The following is a 16,702-nucleotide window of genomic DNA, read 5'->3' as shown; positions in this document are numbered from 1 at the left end:
TGGACGAGCAGTAGTCAGCCGCGCGGTAATCGTCGCGTGCGGTCGGATCGTACCCGAAACGGGGTGCCAGCCCGCCACGAGCACACTCACACACGTTTGCGTTTCGGAAAACGAGGGCAGACGCCGCTCGCGACGGGACCACCGGTCGAGCGAGCGACGTGGCGCATACGGGACAGAGGGAACTGAACTGACTTATCCGTTGTGTCTTCGCTCGACGCGAACCACTAATTATGACAACCAGTGACGTACAATTCCACGTAATTTATCCCCAGTCGTTACTTACTACTCCCGATGACAGACTTCGGATTGAAGGTGCGGATGGCGATCGTTGGATCGATCCTGTTCGCGTTCTACATGCTCGTCGGTGGCTTCGGACTGCTCTGGCTCGGCACCGGTGCATGGCCGTTAGTGCTGCTCGGGCTGGTCGTATTGCCCGTTATTCAGTACAAGATCGGGACGTGGTCGGCGACCAGACGCGCCGAGGAGATGCCCGAAGACGGCCAGTACCAGGAAATACATCAGATGACCGACTCGCTGTGTCGGGACATGAACATCAAGAAACCCAAACTGATGGTCATGGACATGGGCGTCCCCAACGCCTTCGCGACCGGGCGGAAGGGCAATGGCGTCGTCGTCGTCTCGACGGAACTCATCCGACTCCTCCAGCGCGACGAACTCGAGGGCGTGATCGCCCACGAACTCGCCCACATCAAGAACCGCGACGTCCTCGCGATGGTCGTCGGGAGTTCCGTCGCGATGATGGTCGGCTGGGTCGCGTACATGGTCTACATCATGAGCAGCGAGCGCGGTATCGGCGGTTTCATCGTCGGGATGATCATCTCGAACATCGCACAAATGCTCGTGATGGTCTTCGTCCTCGCCATCTCGCGATACCGCGAGTACGTCGCCGACGAGGACGCCCGCCAGTACATCGGCAGCGGCGACCCGCTCGCTCGTGCCCTCGAAAAGATCTCGCAGGGATCGCAGGGACGGGAGTCACAGCTCGACGACAGTATGAGCGCGCTGTGTATCTTCAACTCGGAAAAGGGGCTCCTGCAGAAACTGTTCGCGACGCACCCGCCGACCGAAAAGCGCATCCAGAAGCTCCGGAACTGAAGACTGACCGGCGACTGACCGGCGGTCGGTGATGCGACCGAGCCGAACGCCGCGATTTTTTATGGTGGCCCCCGCCATTCTAACCCATGACGGAAATTCATCCCGGTCAGCGCGTCGCCGTCCTCGTCGACGCCCAGAACCTGTACCACACCGCACAGAGCTTGCACAGCCGGAATATCGACTACTCCGCGCTGCTCGAGAAGGCCGTTCAGGACCGCCAGCTCACGCGCGCGATTTCGTACGTGATCCGCGCGGACTCCCCCGAGGAGGAGAGCTTCTTCGATGCGCTGGTCGATATCGGCTTCGAGCCGAAGATCAAGGACATCAAGACGTTCTCCGACGGTACGAAGAAGGCCGACTGGGACGTCGGGATGAGCCTCGACGCGGTGACGCTGGCGAATCACGTCGACACGATCGTGCTCTGTACGGGCGACGGCGACTTCTCGCGGCTCTGTTCCCACCTGCGCCACGAGGGTGTCCGCGTCGAAGTGATGGCCTTCGAGTCCTCGACGGCCGAGGAGCTCATCGAAGCGGCCGATTCGTTCCTCGATCTCGGCGATCGAGGCGAGACGTTCCTGCTCTGAGCGCTCGCCGTGGAGCCGGTGCGTTCCGATCGAGATCGGGCTCGAGAAGAGAGCGGTTCGACGTCGGAGTGCAGTAGTCGCGACTCGGTGCCAACGTAGTCGCGCGACGGCCCCGCATCGAGTGTTGACGGAATCAGTTCTTTCCGTAGCTCGGCTGCCGGCGCTGCGAGAGACCGATTACCAGTGCATACCCCGTGATGAGCAGGATCGCGGCCGTCAGGAGATAGACGAACGGCCCCGTGACGAGCGTGGCCGGACCGGCGAGCGTCAGGGTGCCGAGAACGAGCAGGGCGACCCCGAGACCGATTTGCGTGACGTCCATGCGATGCCGGTAATACTGAATCAACTGTTATAACGTTCACCATCTTGTTCCGCTCAATACGCGACCACATGTCGTGTAAGTAGAATTACCGCTCCGGCGGACGAGCGACGGCAGTCCCCCGTTGCGGAGCGCCGTGGGCGTCGATCCGCGCGGCCAGGTCGAAGGGCTTTCGACCCGTCGTATCGAATCCCAGCCAATGAGCGAGTCAGCAGACGGGAGCGCGGGGTTGCCACAGCTCCGAACCATCGCGGACTACCAGTTCGGATCGGGAGCGGGCGCGGCACTGTTCCCGCCCGACGAATCGCTGACAGTCAAACGGACGACGTCGGGACGACCACAACAGGTCCACGCCGAGGCGGGCCGGATCGTCTCCTTCGGCACCGACGGCCGGTTCACCCTCGGACTCGAGGGCGGCCGTCGTCTCGATACCGCGCTCGCCCATCCCGCCTATCGCGTCGTCGTCGACGACGAGAGCGAGCCGTTCGTCCGCGAGGAAAAGAACGTCTTCACGAAGTTCGTCCTCGAGGTGGGCGACGAGATCAGGCCGGGCGACGAAGTGCTGGTCGTCCACGAGCGCGGCGAGTTGCTCGCGGTCGGGACGGCACGGCTCGACGCCGGCGCGATTCGGGACTTCGAAACGGGGATGGCGGTGAACGTCCGCGAGGGCGCACCTGCGGAAACGTAAGTCGTAGTCGCGTCGCCACCCCGGTTACGTCTCCCCTGCCGTCTCTCCCGGTCGAATCGTCCGTCGAAAACGCCAGTCGGATGTCCGGGTGTTTGACATGGACTATTAGTGACGCGAACGCGAGTGACACGCACGGATGCTACAGAAACCAGATCTGAGCGGCCAGACCGCGTTCATAACGGGGACGACGCGCGGAATCGGGAAACAACTGGCACTCGCGTTCGCCGAACAGGGCTGTAACATCGTCTCGACGGGCAAGACCGTCGACGACTCGGACTCCGATCTCGAGGGAACGATTCACGAGACGGCCGAGGAGTGCGCCGAGAAGGGCGTCGACACGCACGCGATCCAGTTGAACGTGCGCGACGAGGACAGCGTCGATGCGGCCATCGAGGAGGCGATCGACGAGATGGGAGAGATCAACATCGTCGTCAACAACGCCTCGGCAATCCAGATGGGGAACGTCGAGGACATTCCGGCCAACCGGTACGACCTCCTGAACGAGGTCAACGTGCGCGGCACCTACCTCGTCTCCCGAGGGTTCATCAATCACCTGAAAGAGACCGAGGAGGACGCCTGGATCCTGACGAACGCGCCGCCGGTCGAGATCGACCGCGCACCGGGGAAGGCGGCCTACTCCTGGTCGAAGATGGGGATGTCGTTCGTCACGCTGTCGCTGGCCCGGGAACTGGCGGACGACGATATCGGCTGTAACTCCTTCTGGCCGGTGACCGCCATCGATACGCGCGCGACCCGCTACTTCGAGATGGGGACCGAAGACGACTGGCGCACGCCGGAGATCGTCTCCGATACCGTTCTGGAGATGCTGAACCGCGACCCCGCCGAGTTCACCGGAAAGCACATTTACGACGAGGATTTCCTCCGCGAGGCCGGCGTCGAGGACTTCTCGCGGTACAACCTCACCGAGGGAGATCCGGCGCCGATGTCCGCACAGATTTTCGATCCGGACTACTCGCGGTGACGAGTCGCGTCCGAACCCGATGAGGGATCGTCGTTCTCCGCTGGCTGCCGCCAGCGACTCCCGAGCGCCGAACACATCCCACAGACGTCGGATCGTCGCTCCTCGAGGAACGACAAAGTAAAAGGTCGCCCGCGGCGACGTGCCGAGTATGTTTGGAGGAGGCGGCGGCGGACTCAACCCGCGCAAGATGGAGCAGATGATGGAACAGATGGGCATCGACGTCGAGGATATCGACGCCGAAGAGGTCATCATCCGAACCGACGAGTACGACCTCGTGTTCGACGACGCCGAGGTCACCAAGATGGACGCCCGCGGGCAGGAGACGTACCAGGTAATCGGGACGCCCGAAGAGGTCGAGGCCGGCTCCGCCGGCGGCAGCGCCGGTGGCGCTGACGACGGGAGCGATGCGAGCTCGTCGATCCCCGACGAGGACGTCGAACTCGTCGCCACGCGAGCAGGCGTGGGCGAAGACGAGGCCCGCGAGGCCCTCGAGGACAACGACGGCGATCTCGCCGCAGCAGTCGAGTCCCTCGAGTGAGCGGCAACGACACGGCGGACGACACTGACGCGGCCGAGGGCGAGAGCGGCCGCGTCCCGGTCTTGCTCGTCCGTGGCGACCGCGAATATCTCGTCGAACCCGGCGGAGAACAGGGGACCGACCTCGGCGTACTCGAGGTCCCCGAAGACGTATCGTCGGGCGACACGCTCGAGACGCATCTGGGCGACGAGTTTCAGGTGCGCCGACTGCGCGGCCCGGACCTCTTCCATCACTTCGAGCGGACCGGTGCGCCGATGGTCCCCCGCGACATCGGCTTGGTGATCGGCGAGACCGGCATCGCCCGCGGCGACCGTGTACTCGACGCCGGAACCGGAACCGGCGTGCTCGCGGCCCTGATGGCTCGCGCCGGTGCCGACGTGGTGACCTACGAGCAGGACGCTGACTTCGCCGACGTCGCCCGCGAGAACATGGCACTCGGCGGCGTTTCGGAGTCGGTCGACGTTCGAACCGGTAACGTACTCGAGCAGCTCGACGACCTCGAGCCGTCGTCGTTCGACGTCCTCACGCTCGATACGGCCGACGCGCCCGCGATGGTCGAGCACGCACTGGACCTGCTCGTCGACGGCGGGTTCGTCGCGGTCTACAGCCCGTTCATCGAGTCGACTCGGGAGGTCTCGGAAACGGCCCGCGAGATCGGCCTCTCGAACGTGACGACTCGAGAGACGATTCAACGCGAGATGCAGTTCGACGAGCGCGGCTCGCGACCGTCGACCGCTCCCGTCGGCCACACCGGGTATCTGACCATCGCGCGCAACGAGTAGCGCGGGTTCCGTTTGCTCGAGTGCATCGACGCTCAACGAGACGATCTTTCAATCAGTTCTAGCTTGGCCAGTACCTCGAGAGAGCAGTGGCCGGGAGCGGGCTCCGAGCAGCTGCGAGGAGTCCGTGACTCGGGGGAGGGCAGGCGGTTACACAGTTATGACCGCGAGCGAACCCGTAGGGTGAGCGAGCGGGCCGACGACTGACCCGGAACGAGAGCGCGGCGCTTCGCGCCGCGGAGAAGCGAGCGGCGAAGCCGCGAGCCGAGTGGAGGGGAAGGAGGAGTGCTTTTGATCGAAATTTTGCCGAGGGACGTCGCGCTGTGCGGCAGCTACGCTGCCGTCAGCGCGATAGACCGCAGAGCAAAATTTCGGTTCTAGTTGTCGTCCTCGCGCCACTTGTGCTCGCACTCGGTACAGATGAAGAAGCGCGTCTCGGATTCGTCGGCCGAGCGGATCTGTTGCATGTACCAGTGGGCGCGGTCGTTGCCGCACTCGGGACAGATGGCGTCGGTCTCGGGAAGGGAGGTCTCGCCGGAGGACTCGATGATCTCGCCGGCCTCCTGATCGTCGGTGACGGTGTACTGGGCCGCGTCGCCTTTCGGCTCCGTGTAGCCGCAGCTGCCACACTCCCAGAGGCCGTCCTCGGCTTTCATCATCGAACCGCATTCGTCGCAGAATTCCATCGTTGTCCGGGCTACGGAGGTCGAGCGACTTAAGAGACCTGTTTAGGCTCGCCGAGCGGCCGCGGGATCGAATCCCTCTCGAGGGGACTATCCCTCGCCCTCCGACTGATACGGCTCGCCGACGGCTTCCCGCGGGAGGACGTTGTGGAGTTCCGCCCGGAGGTCGTCGATCGATTCGAAGCGATCGCGCCCGCTCTGTTCGACGAGCCGCCCCAGGTTTCGCTCGCCGTCGGCGAGGAGGAGCGTGACGTCCTCGAGTTCGGTGGCAGCGTCGTCCTGCGAGATCGGGTACTCGAGTTCTTCGAAGGCGGCGTCGATTCGGCTGAGTTTGATCTCGGACATGGATGGGTGGACGCAACGGATTGGCTTGTAGCTCTGCGACGGTCAGACGTACTGTCACGACGTCCGACATTTCGGTTCGAAACTATAATCGGCCGGGATAACACAAATAGGGTCGATGCGGGAAGTCCTCGACCGGGTCGTCGCGCCGTTCGCCGTCGATCGACGGGTACTCGCGCTGGCGGGAGCCCGGATGGCGGACGGAATCGGGAACTCGTTTCTGATCATCGTCATCCCGCTGTACGTGACCAGCGGCGTCGTGAGCGGAACGGCGTTCGGGCTGGGGGAATCGATGATCATCGGGCTCATTCTCTCCCTGTTCGGCTTCCTCAACAGCAGCGTGCAGCCGTTTACCGGCCGGCTGTCGGACCGGATGGGAAAGCGAAAGCCGTTCATTCTGATCGGGCTCGCCGGCCTCGCGGCGACGAACGTCGCCTACGTGTTCGCGGAGACGTACGTTTCCTTGCTCGTCATTCGCGGGCTCCAGGGCGTCAGCGTCGCCTTCATCATTCCGGCGTCGATCGCGCTCGTGAACGAACTCGCGACGACGGGCGATCGGGGCGGGAACATGGGTGTCTACAACACGTTCCGACTGATCGGGTTCGGGGCCGGTCCGGTGGTCGCCGGCGCGGTCGTGAGTCGCGGTCCGTATCCGCTCCCGAGCGGTATAACGGTCAGCGGTTTCGATGCGGCCTTCTCGATCGCGACGATCACGGCGGCGATCAGCTACGGGATGGTGACGGTGCTCGTCTCCGATCCCGAGTCGACGGTGGCGAACGCCGGCGCCGATCTCTCGATCCCGATCCGCGATCGAGCGGGACCGAACGCCCTCGATCCCGTCTTCACGCTCGGGCTCGCGTCGCTGTTCATGGCGACCGCGATCGCGCTGTTCGCGACGATCCAGCCGCAGGTCAACGCCCGCCTCGAGCAGGGGGCGACCTGGTTCGGGCTGCAGTTCGCGGCGTTCATCATCGCGCAGGTGGCGCTGCAGACGCCGATCGGGCGTGCGTGCGACCGGTACGGCCGTCGGCCGTTCATCGTCACCGGGATGGCGTTGCTGATCCCGACGACGCTCGTGCAGGGGTTCGTGCTGTCGTCAGAGCTGATGTTTCTCGCACGGTTGTGTCAGGGCATCGCGGCGGCGATGGTGTTCGCCCCGTCGCTCGCGCTCGCCGGTGATCTTGCAGGCGCGGGCGAGTCCGGATCGAAGCTGTCGGTGCTCACGATGGCCTTCGGCTACGGGATCGCCCTCGGGCCGCTCTCCTCGGGCCTGCTGGTGAGCTACGGCTTCAGGGTCCCGTTCGTTTTCGGGACGACCCTCGCAGCCCTCGGGACGATCCTCGTCTACACGCAGATCGAGGAGACGCTCGAGACGACGTCACCGGTGCCGGTCGTGGGAGACGATTGAGAGCGTGCGGGGCTTACTACTTTGTGATCCGGCCGAGTTGACGGACGCATGCAGTTCAGGTTCGACGGAGTCCGGGACGGTTATGCTGAAGACGGAGGCCGGTCATGACGACGGACCACGGCGACGGCTCGATTCGTCCGTTCGAGGTCGCGATCGATCGGGACGACGTGTCCGATCTTCGAACGCGGCTGGAGCGGACGCGCTGGCCGGATCAACTCCCCGACGCGGGCTGGGAGTACGGGGCCGAGTTGACCCATCTACGAGAGATCTGCGAGTACTGGCGCGAGGAGTTCGACTGGGGGGCGTTCGAGGATCGACTCAACGAATTCGAGCAGTACGTGACGGGGATCGACGGCCAGCGGCTCCACTTCTATCACGTGCGCTCGCCCGAGCCGGACGCGACGCCGCTCGTCCTGAGCCACGGCTGGCCGGGCTCTGTCGCGGAGTTTCTCGACGTTCTCGGCCCGCTCGCGGATCCGGCGGCCCACGGCGGCGATCCGGCGGACGCGTTCCACGTCGTCGCCCCGTCGCTCCCGGGATTCGGCTTCTCCGGCCCGACCAGCGAGCAAGGGTACGACGTGCCGCGCGTGGCCGACACCGTTGCCCAACTGATGGACCGACTCGGCTACGATCGGTACGTTGCACAGGGCGGCGACTGGGGCGCGCTGGTCACCGCCTTGTTGGGTGCAAACTACCCCGATCGCGTCGACGCGATCCACACGAACATGCTCTTCCTGAACCCCTCCTCGCTCGAGGCCGAGGACCCGACGGACCTCCTCGACGAACAGGGGTGGGCCGACTACGAGGCGACCGCCGAGTTCCGCGACGGGGAAACCGCGTACCACGAGATTCAGGCGACGAAACCGCAGAGCCTGGCGTACGGACTCACCGACTCGCCGGCCGGGCTCGCGGGGTGGATCCTCGAGAAGTTCCGGACCTGGAGCGACTGCGACGGCGATCTCGATGCCCACTTCGATCGCGACCGGTTGCTCGACAACCTCAGCGTCTACTGGCTCACGGGGACGATCAACGCCTCGATGCGGCTCTACTACGAAACCGACGTGGGAGCGGCGACGCCGGACGCCGTCGACGTGCCCACCGGCCACGCCCGCTATCCGGCGGAGGTTTACAAGACGCCTCGCGCCTGGGCGGAGGAGATCTACGATATCCGTCACTGGAACGAAATGCCGGCGGGCGGCCACTTCGCGGCGATGGAAGTGCCGGACCTGTTCGTCGACGACTTGCGGACGTTCGTCGGTGAATTCGGCTGAGGGGGCGGCCCGCCAGCGGCCGGTTCCGCACCGGGACGCAACGCAAAAGTACCGGATCCGCATACGGTTCGACGATGACGCTCTCGGAGGAGGCCCAGGACCGGTTGGCGGACGTGGTGGAGCTACAGCCGACGAAGAATTCCGAGCTCCAGGACCGATGGGAGATGGACAGCGGCAGCGAGGTCCACCAGTACCTCGAGAACGAACTCGGCGACTACTACTTCCGGGACGACAACAGCCTGATCCGGGCGACCGCGGAGGCGGCCGACCTGGTCGACGTCGAGCCGGGGCTCGTCAGCGATCCCGACGACGACGGCGCGCCCTCGAAGATTCGGGTCCCCGAATTACAGGCGCAGATCGTCGCGGTGCTGGCCGGTCCCGACGACAAATCCGAGAGCGTCGTCTCGGTGCTGCACAAGCTCCGAGACGAGTACGACGCCGATCCCGAGGCCGAGGACGTCCGCTCGGGCCTCCAGAGCCTGCGCCGCAAGGGCGTCGTCGAGGTCGAGTACCGCACCGTCCCGACGTTCCGACTGACCGTCGAGCGCGACGACCTCGAGGTCGCCGTCTCCGACTGACTACCGAAGTTTTTCCGCGCCGGGTTCACCTGCGGCGAACCACTCGCGGAAAACGCCGATGAAAACGGCCGACGGCTCGGCCTTCGGCCCCGCCGTCGGTGAACCGCTCGCTTCGCTCGCGGATGCTTGTCGCGAGCTACTGACGCGCTATACCCCCGGTCGCCGTCGCCGCCGGCGCTCCTCGAGAATCCGCTGCACCCGTTTTCCGGGACCACCCTCGATCGGCCAGCCGCGGGTGCGCCAGGCCGGCGGCTCGGGTTCGAACTCGCCACAGGAGCCGGCACACTCGGCCGCCGTCTGGCAGCGTCCCTTCGCGGCGCAGTAGGGCACCGCCTGACTCGCGTCGCGGGCGCGCAACTCGAAGCCCCGACAGTCGGGGCGCATCGTCTCGACGAACGAGCGCCAGCCGCGTTCGTAGGCGCGCTCGGCGATCGCGAGTCGCCTGTCGGCTTTCCAGTCGGGATCGACGTATTCGAATTGCGCGGCGGAACTGTCCCTGGCTCCGCCGTCGGGCCGCTCGAGGATCCGCGTCCCCGGCTCGTCGACCGCGAGCGTGCGGGGGTGCCACGCGACGTCGGCGGTCAGGGCCGCGGGCTCGAGCGCGAGGATCCCCGCCTCTACCGGCAGGTCCTCGAAGAGGGCGGGTGCGACGCGGTCGCCGGTTTTCCGGGTCGCGACCCAGACCTCGTCGGCCAAGCCCATCGCGACGTCGTACTCGAGTTGCGAGGCGAGCGCGCGGGCCGCGCTGGCGTCGAGGTCCGGTTTGTTCTCGATCGCGACGATCCGCTCGAGCCAGTCGGGATAGGGCCATTTCCGACGGATTTCGATGCGATTGCCGTTCTTTCGGGTCTCGAGGATTCCCCGGTCGTCGGCGCGGTGGATCGCCTCGCGGACGTACCGCCATGGGTAGCCCGGATGCGGCAGGGCGTCGCGGTAGTAGCTCCACTCTGCGGGGGCGTTGCGGACGACGTGAAGGAGGTCGCCGTCGAGCCGTTCGAGGCCGAAGTTCGCGCGTCGGCGGAGGGCTTCGGGGTCGCACTCGAGGACGATGGTGTCCCAGCGGCGGCGCTTCGTGCCGAGCTGGCGGGCGACGACGATCGCGGTGTCGTCGCTCGTGGGATCGCCGGCCGGGGGCCACTCGAGTTCGGCCCACCGGCAAGTCCGGAGCTCGAACTCGAATTCGGTCTCGAGGTCCCGCGTCACTGTCCTCCGTAGGGACACGGACGATATGTGTGTGACGGTGTGGGCGTCCGTTTCCGACGGTCGCCACTGAGCGTATCGGGATCGGGTATCGGTAACAGCAAAAAATGAGTTCGGCTGTTTCAGTCGGGTTCAGACGGACGCGGACGCCGTGGCCGACTGCGACGTAGCGGTCGCACTGACTTTGGCGAACGCGTTGCCGAACATGCGGAAGATCGCGACGTTCGCGTAGAACCCGACGAACGGCACGAGTACCACGCCGATAACGGTGGCCGCCAGAATCGAATTGACGATCGTGAGGGCGAGGGCAACTCCCATCGGGAAGAGCGTCGCCAGCAGATAGTCGACGCTCAGCAGGACGGGCTTGATCGCGCCGATGTCGAACGCCGCGCCGATCGTGCCCTCGCGGGCGTAGTTAGTCAGTGCCGCGGGAACGATATAGTAGATCAGCAGCACGAGGGGAATGCTCGCGAATATCGTCACGAACCCGAGACCAGCGAGGAGACCGCCACCGTCCCCGCCGATTCCGATACCGACGCCGATCAACCCGAACACGACGACGGAATAGACGATCGTCGGAACGATCGCGTACGCCAGTCCGATCACCGTCCCGATCACTCCCTTCACGAAGAGGTCTCCCCACTCGTCGAACTCCGGTGGTTCGTCGTCTCCCGCAACCGTCTTCTCGAGCACTCGTACCCAGTATCCCATCAGGAGGAATACGGGGAACAGCAGAACGGAGAGGAATCCGAGCACGCCACCGATGAGTATTCGTCCGACCCAGTCGCCTCGAACCGGATACGACAGTCCGTCTTCTAACATATTAGTTCCACCACACGCCGAGAACTCAGTCGAGGATATAAGTTCTTGTGTCTGACAAATCATATTTTTGTTAATATAACGTTCGATACTGTTCTGATTACGGCTACCAACTGCGTATTTTACAGCAGTGTGAGGAACGGTCACGAGTCCTGATCCGAAGTCGGTTCACGGACGGGACCTGCCACGAGAGTCGTCACTGGAGGAACAACCGATGAACAGCAGCTAGCGACGGTCGTCAGAGAGAACGCGCCGCCGCTGATCGCTTCGGGAGGTATGTGAGGGGACTATTCCTCGTCTTCTTCCTCCTCGCGTTCGTCTAAGAACTCGTGGGCGTCCTCGAGGATCTCTCGGGGGCCGTCCTGCGTGACGGTGTTGATCGCCTGCTCGTAATCGCGCCACTGGAGGTCGCGATGCTCGTTGGACAGTTCCGCGCTGGCCTCGAACGACTTCGCGATGAAGAGGTGAACGGTCTTGTGGATCGTCTTGCCGTTCGCCTCGAAGACGTAGTCGTAGTCCTTGCGGAAGCCGTCGAGTAGTCTGAACTGTTCGATACCTGCCTCTTCCGTTACTTCGCGGATCGCCGTCTGTTGTAGCTCTTCATCTCCTTCGACACCGCCCTTGGGAAACTCCCAATCGCCTGGGCGGCTCTTGAGTAGAAGATACTCGCGCCGGCCCCGCGTATCGCGGAAGAGGATCGCGCCTGCGCTCGTAGCTTCGACTGCCATTAAGTGGACTAATAGATGCGACGTTAAGAGAATATCGGACTGTTCGTCCAACGTACACTGATTCCGACTCCGGTTTTCGCGCTGTCGTCGGCCAATCGGCTGCAGTCGTTTACTGACAGTGAGAGGTATCGGCGTATCTCAGCAGGCTTTTACGCGCACACCGTGGACGTATTCGACACCACCAGCCATGACCTTCGTCACCCGTCTCACGCTCCAGAGCGGCGATCGCGCCGCGCTCGATGGTATCGTCGAGGACATCAAAGCCAACGCCGAACGAAAGGGGGCAGCGCTGAAAGGGCCCCACTCTCACCCGCCGGAGAAGCTCTCCGTCCCCCAGCGCTGTCGACTCCACGCCGACGACGACCGACAGTTCTCCTCGTGGGAGTACACCGTCTTCACCCGCGAACTCGAGATTCACGGCCACGACAGCCTCGCGCGCAACATCGCCTCGCAGAGTTTCCCCGACTCGGTCCACATCGAGGCCGAAGTCGAACAGATCCACGGCGCGGGTCGCGGGAACTGAGGCCGGCTCAAGGACGCAGTTCCGATTGCGGATCTCTGTCGCGATCTCTCTTCGTCGTCTCCGAGGGCAAGCCCGTGACCACGATCGACAGTAGTATCGACGAGTTCGTCGACGCGATCGCCGGCGAGGAATAGCCACACGACGACACCGACGACCCGGGTCGGCGGTCCGTTTCACCTGAAATCAGCAGCAGGGCTTTTTACCGTTCCCGCTGAGGACAAAATATGACTGCAGACGACCTCGTTTCGTTGCGCCGAGATCTCCATCGAAAACCGGAACCGGCCTGGCGCGAATTCTACACGACCGCACGGATCGTCGACGAACTCGAGTCCCGACTCGGCGACGACCTCGCAGCCCTCCACGTCGGTCCGGACGCCATCGCGGGCGACCACCGAATGGCAGTTCCCGACGACACGGACCTCACTCACTGGTACGAACGAGCACGGAACGCGGGCGTCGACGAGGACGTGCTCGAGCGACTCGAGGGCGGCTACACGGGCGCGGTCGCCGTCCTCGAGCGCGGCGAGGGACCCACGGTCGGCCTCCGAGTCGACATCGACGCCCTGCCACGAAAGGAATCCGACGATGCCTCCCACCAGCCCGTCGCCGAGGGCTTTCGGTCCGAACACGACGGTGCGATGCACGCCTGCGGCCACGACGCCCACGCGACGATCGGGATCGGCGTGCTCGAGCGAATCGCCGAGAGCGACTTCTCGGGCACGCTGAAGGTGTTCTTCCAGCCCGCCGAGGAGGTCGTCGGCGGCGGGAAGTCGATGGCCGAGAGCGAACACATCCGGGACGTCGACGCCCTGCTCGCGGTCCACATCGGTCTCGACCACCCGACCGGCGAGATCGTTGCGGGGATCGACGGCTTTCTGGCGGTGTCGCACCTCGAGGCGGAGTTCACGGGCGAATCGGCCCACGCGGGCGGACACCCCGAACAGGGGCGAAATGCAGTTCAGGCGATGGCGACGGCCGTCCAGAACCTCTACGGAATCCCCCGCCACAACGACGGTGCGACGCGAGTCAATGCGGGCGTCGTCGAGGGCGGCAGCGCGGCGAACGTGATCCCCGACGAAGCCAGAATCGTGGCTGAGGTTCGAGGCGAGACGACCGAGCTGATGGAGTACATGAAGCGACGGACCCGTCAGGTCCTCCGGAGCGCCGCCGAGATGCACGACTGCGAGGTATCGATCGAAACCGGAGCCGAGGCACCCAGTGCGACCAGCGACGGGGAACTCGTCTCGATCGTGGCCGACGTGGCGGGCGACACCGCGGGCGTCGAACGCGTCCTCGAGCGCGACGAACTCGGCGGTAGCGAGGACGCGACGTTCCTGATGAAGGAAGTACAGGAACACGGTGGGACGGCCTGCTACGTCGGTGTCGGCACCGACCACCCGGGCGGCCACCACACCGCGACGTTCGACGTCGACGAGGCGAGCATCGGTCACGGGATCGACGTGCTGGCGGGTTCGATCGAGCGACTGGGACGGACCGCGGATTGACCGGGCGGGTTCCGGGAATCCAAACTGTGTTACTAATCGAACCGAAACCAGTGTCACGATGTCCGGTCGATTGTCGGGAGTGGATCGTCGACTCGACGTGTGCTGGCGGAGACAAGGGTCACGTCTCGAGGTGGTCCGGCCGTGAGAATAACCCGCATTCGGGCCGCACTCTGGAGTCGCATGGCACTCTCGGTGGTACTCCTCGCGCTCGCGATGGGGCTCCTCGTCGCGGTCGAAGTCGTGTTGATCGGCCTCGCCTCCGGGATGGCGGCGATCGCTCCGTACGGCCTTTTCGCGATCGCACTCGAGAGTTCCCCGCTCGCCCTGATCCCCACCGCGGCAATCTATAGTGGGCTGGTGTTCACGGCGTGGTCTGCCGTTCGCGTGATGCGAACGGAACCGAACCCCTCGGAGACGACCGAGGAAGTCGTCGCGGTAACCTATCTGCTGGTACTCGTATCGTCGCTCGTCGCAACTGGCTACCTTCTCGTTTCCGTCCTCGAGTTCCCGGTCAAAGCGGCGATACTCGTCTGCGGGATTCTCGTCGCCACCGCAGTCGTCGGCTGGCTCCTCTACGCGGCGCTCGACTGGTCGAACCGGGACGAAGCGGACCGGTCAGAAGATTGGGGCGTCGATACCGATGATGCCATAGACACCGCGGCAAGCGACGATTCCGTCGGGATCACGACCGAAATGCGCCGGGTGCTCGAGTCGGTCGGAAATCTGACGGCCAGGCCGGTGTACGGCTATCTCGGCGTCGCACTCGCAGCGATTATCGTCCTCGGATCGCTCTACACGGCCGCGACAGTCCTTCCGATCGAGTACCATCTGCCAGGTCTAGCGGCGGTCGGCAGCGTCTGCATCGTCGGGTTACACGTCGGGAGCACAGTTCGATCCGAGTTCACCGGTGAGCCCGCAGTACTCCGCCACCTCGAGCAAACCGAGCGCGTGGAGTCGCGGGCCGCGACGGACGAGCGAGAACTGACGACGCTGCGAGCGACGGTCGGTCGCCTCGCGGCACAAGCCGACGTTCCCTCGCCCGCGATTCGGCTCGCCTCGAGCGCCACCCCGCGGGCCGTCACCGCCGGCTATCGGCCCGCGACGTCGACGATCGTCGTCTCCCGCGGGCTGATCGAGACGCTCGACGATCCGGAACTCGAGGCGGTGCTGGCACATGAAGTCGCACACATCGCGAACCGGGACGCGGCCGTGATGACGTTCCTCGCCGTCCCCGCGGCCAGCGCGAGTGCAACGGTCGATCGTCACGTCGCGAACCCGGTTCTCGCCGTTCCCGCGGCCGTCGCGTACGCGGTGAGTCGCTGGTGCGTCGCGCTCGTCTCGAGCTATCGGGAGTACGTCGCCGACGACGGTGCCGTCGCGATCACGGGCGACCCCGCCGCCCTCGCGAGCGCCCTCGAGACGCTCGATCGCGACCTCGAGCGGCGGCCCGCGACCGATCTGCGCGACCACCGCTCCGCGGCGGCGTTTTCGATCGTCCCGCCGCCGTGGGAGGAGCACCGCTTCTTCGATCGGACTCGGCGGATCGTCGCTCGGAAGCTGTTCGGGACGCATCCCGATACGGAAAAACGAATCGAGCGGCTCGGGGCTGCCGTCGAGCGATCGTGATCGACCGCCCGATCAGGCGTCCGTCACGACCTCGAGGTCGAAAGCCTCGTCGGCCGGAGCCGAAGAGGGCTCGAGGTAGCCGACGGCAAAGGCCGTGTAGACGCTTCCGCCCTCGGGTGCGACGTCGAACGTGCCGACGACGTCGCCGTCGTTGTTCTCAGTTGCGGGCCGGACCTCGAGGGTGTACTCGCCGCCCGGGACCTCGGTCGTCGCCGCGTCGCCGAACTCGGCGCCCTCGAACAGCACCGTCTCGCCGTCGCCGACCGTCACGTCGACCGCTGGGGCGTCCGGCGACGCGTGGACCAGCCGCACTCGCGCGTTGTCGCCGGGATCGCTGACGTCGTCCTCGAAGACCGACGGCGCGAAGGGCTGGTTCTCGTCGGCCAGTTCGCCTAGCGCGGCGATGGTGAACTCGCCCGCCGCGATCTCGAGTTCGTCGTCGTAGACGACGGTATCGGCGTCGCCCGCCGCCGTGATCATCACCTCGTACGTGTCGGGCGCGAGCTCGAGGTAGTCGCTGACCGCGCGGTAGGGCACGTCCTCGAGGACGGGATCGCCGCCGACGTAGACGTCGACGTTCGGCGCGTCCGGGGAGAGGTGAGCGACGCGGACGTTCGCCATCGACTCGTCCGTCTCGTCCTCGGTTTCGTCGTCGTCCATCCCACCGTCGTCCATCTCTCCATCACCCATTCCGTCGCCCGACTGGTTGTTCGTCTCGTTGCCGTCGCCGCCGTTACCGCCACCCGTACAGCCGGCGAGTGCGATACCGCCCGCGGTCCCGATCACTGCGAGTGCGCGTCGTCGTGTGTGGTCTTGTGCCATCATATCCCGTTATTTGACGGACAGGAAAATCGAAATTCCCTAACGACGTAGGGGTGTAATCACGAGAATTGGTATGTTAGATTAGACTAGATCGATTCTGTAATCGTCTGGTAATCGGTTTCTCGAGGGGATTGACCGAACGCTAACCGGCCGGGAGCGGGCTCCGAGCATCGCGAGGAGTCCGCGACTCG

General features: G+C 64.9%; 19 protein-coding genes. 12 read left to right on the top strand and 7 right to left on the bottom strand.

What is annotated here, in order from left to right:
* Positions 1–291 precede the first annotated feature (291 nt).
* Positions 292–1,116 (top strand): M48 family metallopeptidase, encoded by an 825-nt coding sequence (locus LDB05_RS18435; RefSeq protein WP_226005434.1) that lies wholly within the window; start codon positions 292–294, stop codon positions 1,114–1,116.
* A gap of 86 nt (positions 1,117–1,202) precedes the next feature.
* The gene (locus LDB05_RS18430; protein ID WP_226005433.1) at positions 1,203–1,700 is read left to right on the top strand and encodes a LabA-like NYN domain-containing protein; all 498 of its coding nucleotides are present in this window, start codon (positions 1,203–1,205) and stop codon (positions 1,698–1,700) included.
* A 133-nt stretch (positions 1,701–1,833) separates the two neighbouring features.
* On the opposite strand, the gene LDB05_RS18425 is transcribed toward LDB05_RS18430, so the two are convergent.
* Entirely contained in the window at positions 1,834–2,022 is a 189-nt protein-coding gene (locus LDB05_RS18425) for a hypothetical protein (RefSeq protein WP_226005432.1), read from the bottom strand.
* 196 nt (positions 2,023–2,218) lie between these two features.
* Here LDB05_RS18425 and LDB05_RS18420 point away from each other — a divergent pair, with 196 nt between their 5' ends.
* The 4 genes from LDB05_RS18420 (at position 2,219) to LDB05_RS18405 (ending at position 5,009) form a co-directional block, all read left to right on the top strand.
* On the top strand, positions 2,219–2,707 hold the full coding sequence (locus tag LDB05_RS18420) for a PUA domain-containing protein (protein ID WP_226005431.1): 489 nt from the start codon (positions 2,219–2,221) through the stop codon (positions 2,705–2,707).
* 136 nt (positions 2,708–2,843) lie between these two features.
* Positions 2,844–3,689 (top strand): SDR family oxidoreductase, encoded by an 846-nt coding sequence (locus LDB05_RS18415; RefSeq protein WP_226005430.1) that lies wholly within the window; start codon positions 2,844–2,846, stop codon positions 3,687–3,689.
* 148 nt (positions 3,690–3,837) lie between these two features.
* The gene (locus tag LDB05_RS18410; protein WP_226005429.1) at positions 3,838–4,227 is read left to right on the top strand and encodes a nascent polypeptide-associated complex protein; all 390 of its coding nucleotides are present in this window, start codon (positions 3,838–3,840) and stop codon (positions 4,225–4,227) included.
* A complete protein-coding gene (locus tag LDB05_RS18405) occupies positions 4,224–5,009 on the top strand; it encodes a methyltransferase domain-containing protein (protein ID WP_226005428.1) in 786 nt (261 codons plus the stop codon). The genes LDB05_RS18410 and LDB05_RS18405 overlap by 4 nt, the downstream gene beginning before the upstream one ends.
* 374 nt (positions 5,010–5,383) lie before the next feature.
* Here LDB05_RS18405 and LDB05_RS18400 read toward each other — a convergent pair whose 3' ends face one another.
* Together LDB05_RS18400 and LDB05_RS18395 are read right to left on the bottom strand one after the other, a co-directional pair.
* A complete protein-coding gene (locus LDB05_RS18400; protein WP_226005427.1) occupies positions 5,384–5,692 on the bottom strand; it encodes a transcription factor S in 309 nt (102 codons plus the stop codon).
* Between the two features lie 87 nt (positions 5,693–5,779).
* Positions 5,780–6,034: a DUF5789 family protein gene (locus LDB05_RS18395; protein ID WP_226005426.1), complete on the bottom strand. Its 255-nt coding sequence runs from the start codon at positions 6,032–6,034 to the stop codon at positions 5,780–5,782.
* A gap of 115 nt (positions 6,035–6,149) precedes the next feature.
* Between LDB05_RS18395 and LDB05_RS18390 the strand changes: the two genes are divergently transcribed.
* The 3 genes from LDB05_RS18390 (at position 6,150) to LDB05_RS18380 (ending at position 9,288) form a co-directional block, all read left to right on the top strand.
* The gene (locus LDB05_RS18390) at positions 6,150–7,439 is read left to right on the top strand and encodes an MFS transporter (RefSeq protein WP_226005425.1); all 1,290 of its coding nucleotides are present in this window, start codon (positions 6,150–6,152) and stop codon (positions 7,437–7,439) included.
* Positions 7,440–7,543: 104 nt separating this feature from the next.
* Entirely contained in the window at positions 7,544–8,710 is a 1,167-nt protein-coding gene (locus LDB05_RS18385; RefSeq protein WP_226005424.1) for an epoxide hydrolase family protein, read from the top strand.
* Between the two features lie 74 nt (positions 8,711–8,784).
* Complete coding sequence (locus LDB05_RS18380) at positions 8,785–9,288, top strand: DUF5797 family protein (protein ID WP_226005423.1); 504 nt, start codon at positions 8,785–8,787, stop codon at positions 9,286–9,288.
* Positions 9,289–9,435: 147 nt separating this feature from the next.
* Here LDB05_RS18380 and LDB05_RS18375 read toward each other — a convergent pair whose 3' ends face one another.
* The 3 genes from LDB05_RS18375 to LDB05_RS18365 all read right to left on the bottom strand — a co-directional run bounded on the left by LDB05_RS18375 (position 9,436) and on the right by LDB05_RS18365 (position 12,035).
* Positions 9,436–10,491 carry a DUF5787 family protein gene (locus LDB05_RS18375; protein ID WP_226005422.1) on the bottom strand — a complete coding sequence of 352 codons (1,056 nt, stop codon included), beginning with the start codon at positions 10,489–10,491 and terminating at the stop codon, positions 9,436–9,438.
* A 129-nt stretch (positions 10,492–10,620) separates the two neighbouring features.
* Positions 10,621–11,310 carry a DUF4013 domain-containing protein gene (locus tag LDB05_RS18370; protein ID WP_226005421.1) on the bottom strand — a complete coding sequence of 230 codons (690 nt, stop codon included), beginning with the start codon at positions 11,308–11,310 and terminating at the stop codon, positions 10,621–10,623.
* Positions 11,311–11,594: 284 nt separating this feature from the next.
* On the bottom strand, positions 11,595–12,035 hold the full coding sequence (locus LDB05_RS18365) for a bis(5'-nucleosyl)-tetraphosphatase (protein ID WP_226005420.1): 441 nt from the start codon (positions 12,033–12,035) through the stop codon (positions 11,595–11,597).
* A gap of 187 nt (positions 12,036–12,222) precedes the next feature.
* Between LDB05_RS18365 and LDB05_RS18360 the strand changes: the two genes are divergently transcribed.
* The 3 genes from LDB05_RS18360 to LDB05_RS18350 all read left to right on the top strand — a co-directional run bounded on the left by LDB05_RS18360 (position 12,223) and on the right by LDB05_RS18350 (position 15,689).
* On the top strand, positions 12,223–12,558 hold the full coding sequence (locus tag LDB05_RS18360; RefSeq protein ID WP_226005419.1) for an uS10/mL48 family ribosomal protein: 336 nt from the start codon (positions 12,223–12,225) through the stop codon (positions 12,556–12,558).
* A gap of 224 nt (positions 12,559–12,782) precedes the next feature.
* Positions 12,783–14,063 carry an amidohydrolase gene (locus LDB05_RS18355; RefSeq protein ID WP_226005418.1) on the top strand — a complete coding sequence of 427 codons (1,281 nt, stop codon included), beginning with the start codon at positions 12,783–12,785 and terminating at the stop codon, positions 14,061–14,063.
* Positions 14,064–14,243: 180 nt separating this feature from the next.
* Positions 14,244–15,689, top strand: a complete 1,446-nt coding sequence (locus LDB05_RS18350; protein ID WP_226005417.1) for a M48 family metallopeptidase — start codon at positions 14,244–14,246, stop codon at positions 15,687–15,689.
* Positions 15,690–15,701: 12 nt separating this feature from the next.
* Here LDB05_RS18350 and LDB05_RS18345 read toward each other — a convergent pair whose 3' ends face one another.
* On the bottom strand, positions 15,702–16,511 hold the full coding sequence (locus LDB05_RS18345) for a DUF4397 domain-containing protein (protein WP_226005416.1): 810 nt from the start codon (positions 16,509–16,511) through the stop codon (positions 15,702–15,704).
* Positions 16,512–16,702: the final 191 nt, after the last annotated feature.

The organism is Natrinema salinisoli (assembly GCF_020405205.1).
GTDB classification, from domain to species: Archaea; Halobacteriota; Halobacteria; order Halobacteriales; family Natrialbaceae; genus Natrinema; species Natrinema salinisoli.
Note: the sequence above shows the minus strand (reverse complement) of the source record. Positions and strands in the feature narration are given on the sequence as shown.

Bases quoted from the DNA above. Each gene is read 5' to 3' on its own strand.
- LDB05_RS18430 (WP_226005433.1), top strand. From the start codon at position 1,203: ATGACGGAAATTCATCCCGGTCAGCGCGTCGCCGTCCTCGTCGACGCC.
- LDB05_RS18400 (WP_226005427.1), bottom strand. From the start codon at position 5,692: ATGGAATTCTGCGACGAATGCGGTTCGATGATGAAAGCCGAGGACGGC.
- LDB05_RS18360 (WP_226005419.1), top strand. From the start codon at position 12,223: ATGACCTTCGTCACCCGTCTCACGCTCCAGAGCGGCGATCGCGCCGCG.
- LDB05_RS18370 (WP_226005421.1), bottom strand. From the start codon at position 11,310: ATGTTAGAAGACGGACTGTCGTATCCGGTTCGAGGCGACTGGGTCGGA.
- LDB05_RS18395 (WP_226005426.1), bottom strand. From the start codon at position 6,034: ATGTCCGAGATCAAACTCAGCCGAATCGACGCCGCCTTCGAAGAACTC.
- LDB05_RS18390 (WP_226005425.1), top strand. From the start codon at position 6,150: ATGCGGGAAGTCCTCGACCGGGTCGTCGCGCCGTTCGCCGTCGATCGA.
- LDB05_RS18435 (WP_226005434.1), top strand. From the start codon at position 292: ATGACAGACTTCGGATTGAAGGTGCGGATGGCGATCGTTGGATCGATC.
- LDB05_RS18355 (WP_226005418.1), top strand. From the start codon at position 12,783: ATGACTGCAGACGACCTCGTTTCGTTGCGCCGAGATCTCCATCGAAAA.
- LDB05_RS18345 (WP_226005416.1), bottom strand. From the start codon at position 16,511: ATGGCACAAGACCACACACGACGACGCGCACTCGCAGTGATCGGGACC.
- LDB05_RS18420 (WP_226005431.1), top strand. From the start codon at position 2,219: ATGAGCGAGTCAGCAGACGGGAGCGCGGGGTTGCCACAGCTCCGAACC.
- LDB05_RS18380 (WP_226005423.1), top strand. From the start codon at position 8,785: ATGACGCTCTCGGAGGAGGCCCAGGACCGGTTGGCGGACGTGGTGGAG.
- LDB05_RS18385 (WP_226005424.1), top strand. From the start codon at position 7,544: ATGACGACGGACCACGGCGACGGCTCGATTCGTCCGTTCGAGGTCGCG.
- LDB05_RS18410 (WP_226005429.1), top strand. From the start codon at position 3,838: ATGTTTGGAGGAGGCGGCGGCGGACTCAACCCGCGCAAGATGGAGCAG.
- LDB05_RS18365 (WP_226005420.1), bottom strand. From the start codon at position 12,035: ATGGCAGTCGAAGCTACGAGCGCAGGCGCGATCCTCTTCCGCGATACG.
- LDB05_RS18415 (WP_226005430.1), top strand. From the start codon at position 2,844: ATGCTACAGAAACCAGATCTGAGCGGCCAGACCGCGTTCATAACGGGG.
- LDB05_RS18350 (WP_226005417.1), top strand. From the start codon at position 14,244: ATGGCACTCTCGGTGGTACTCCTCGCGCTCGCGATGGGGCTCCTCGTC.
- LDB05_RS18425 (WP_226005432.1), bottom strand. From the start codon at position 2,022: ATGGACGTCACGCAAATCGGTCTCGGGGTCGCCCTGCTCGTTCTCGGC.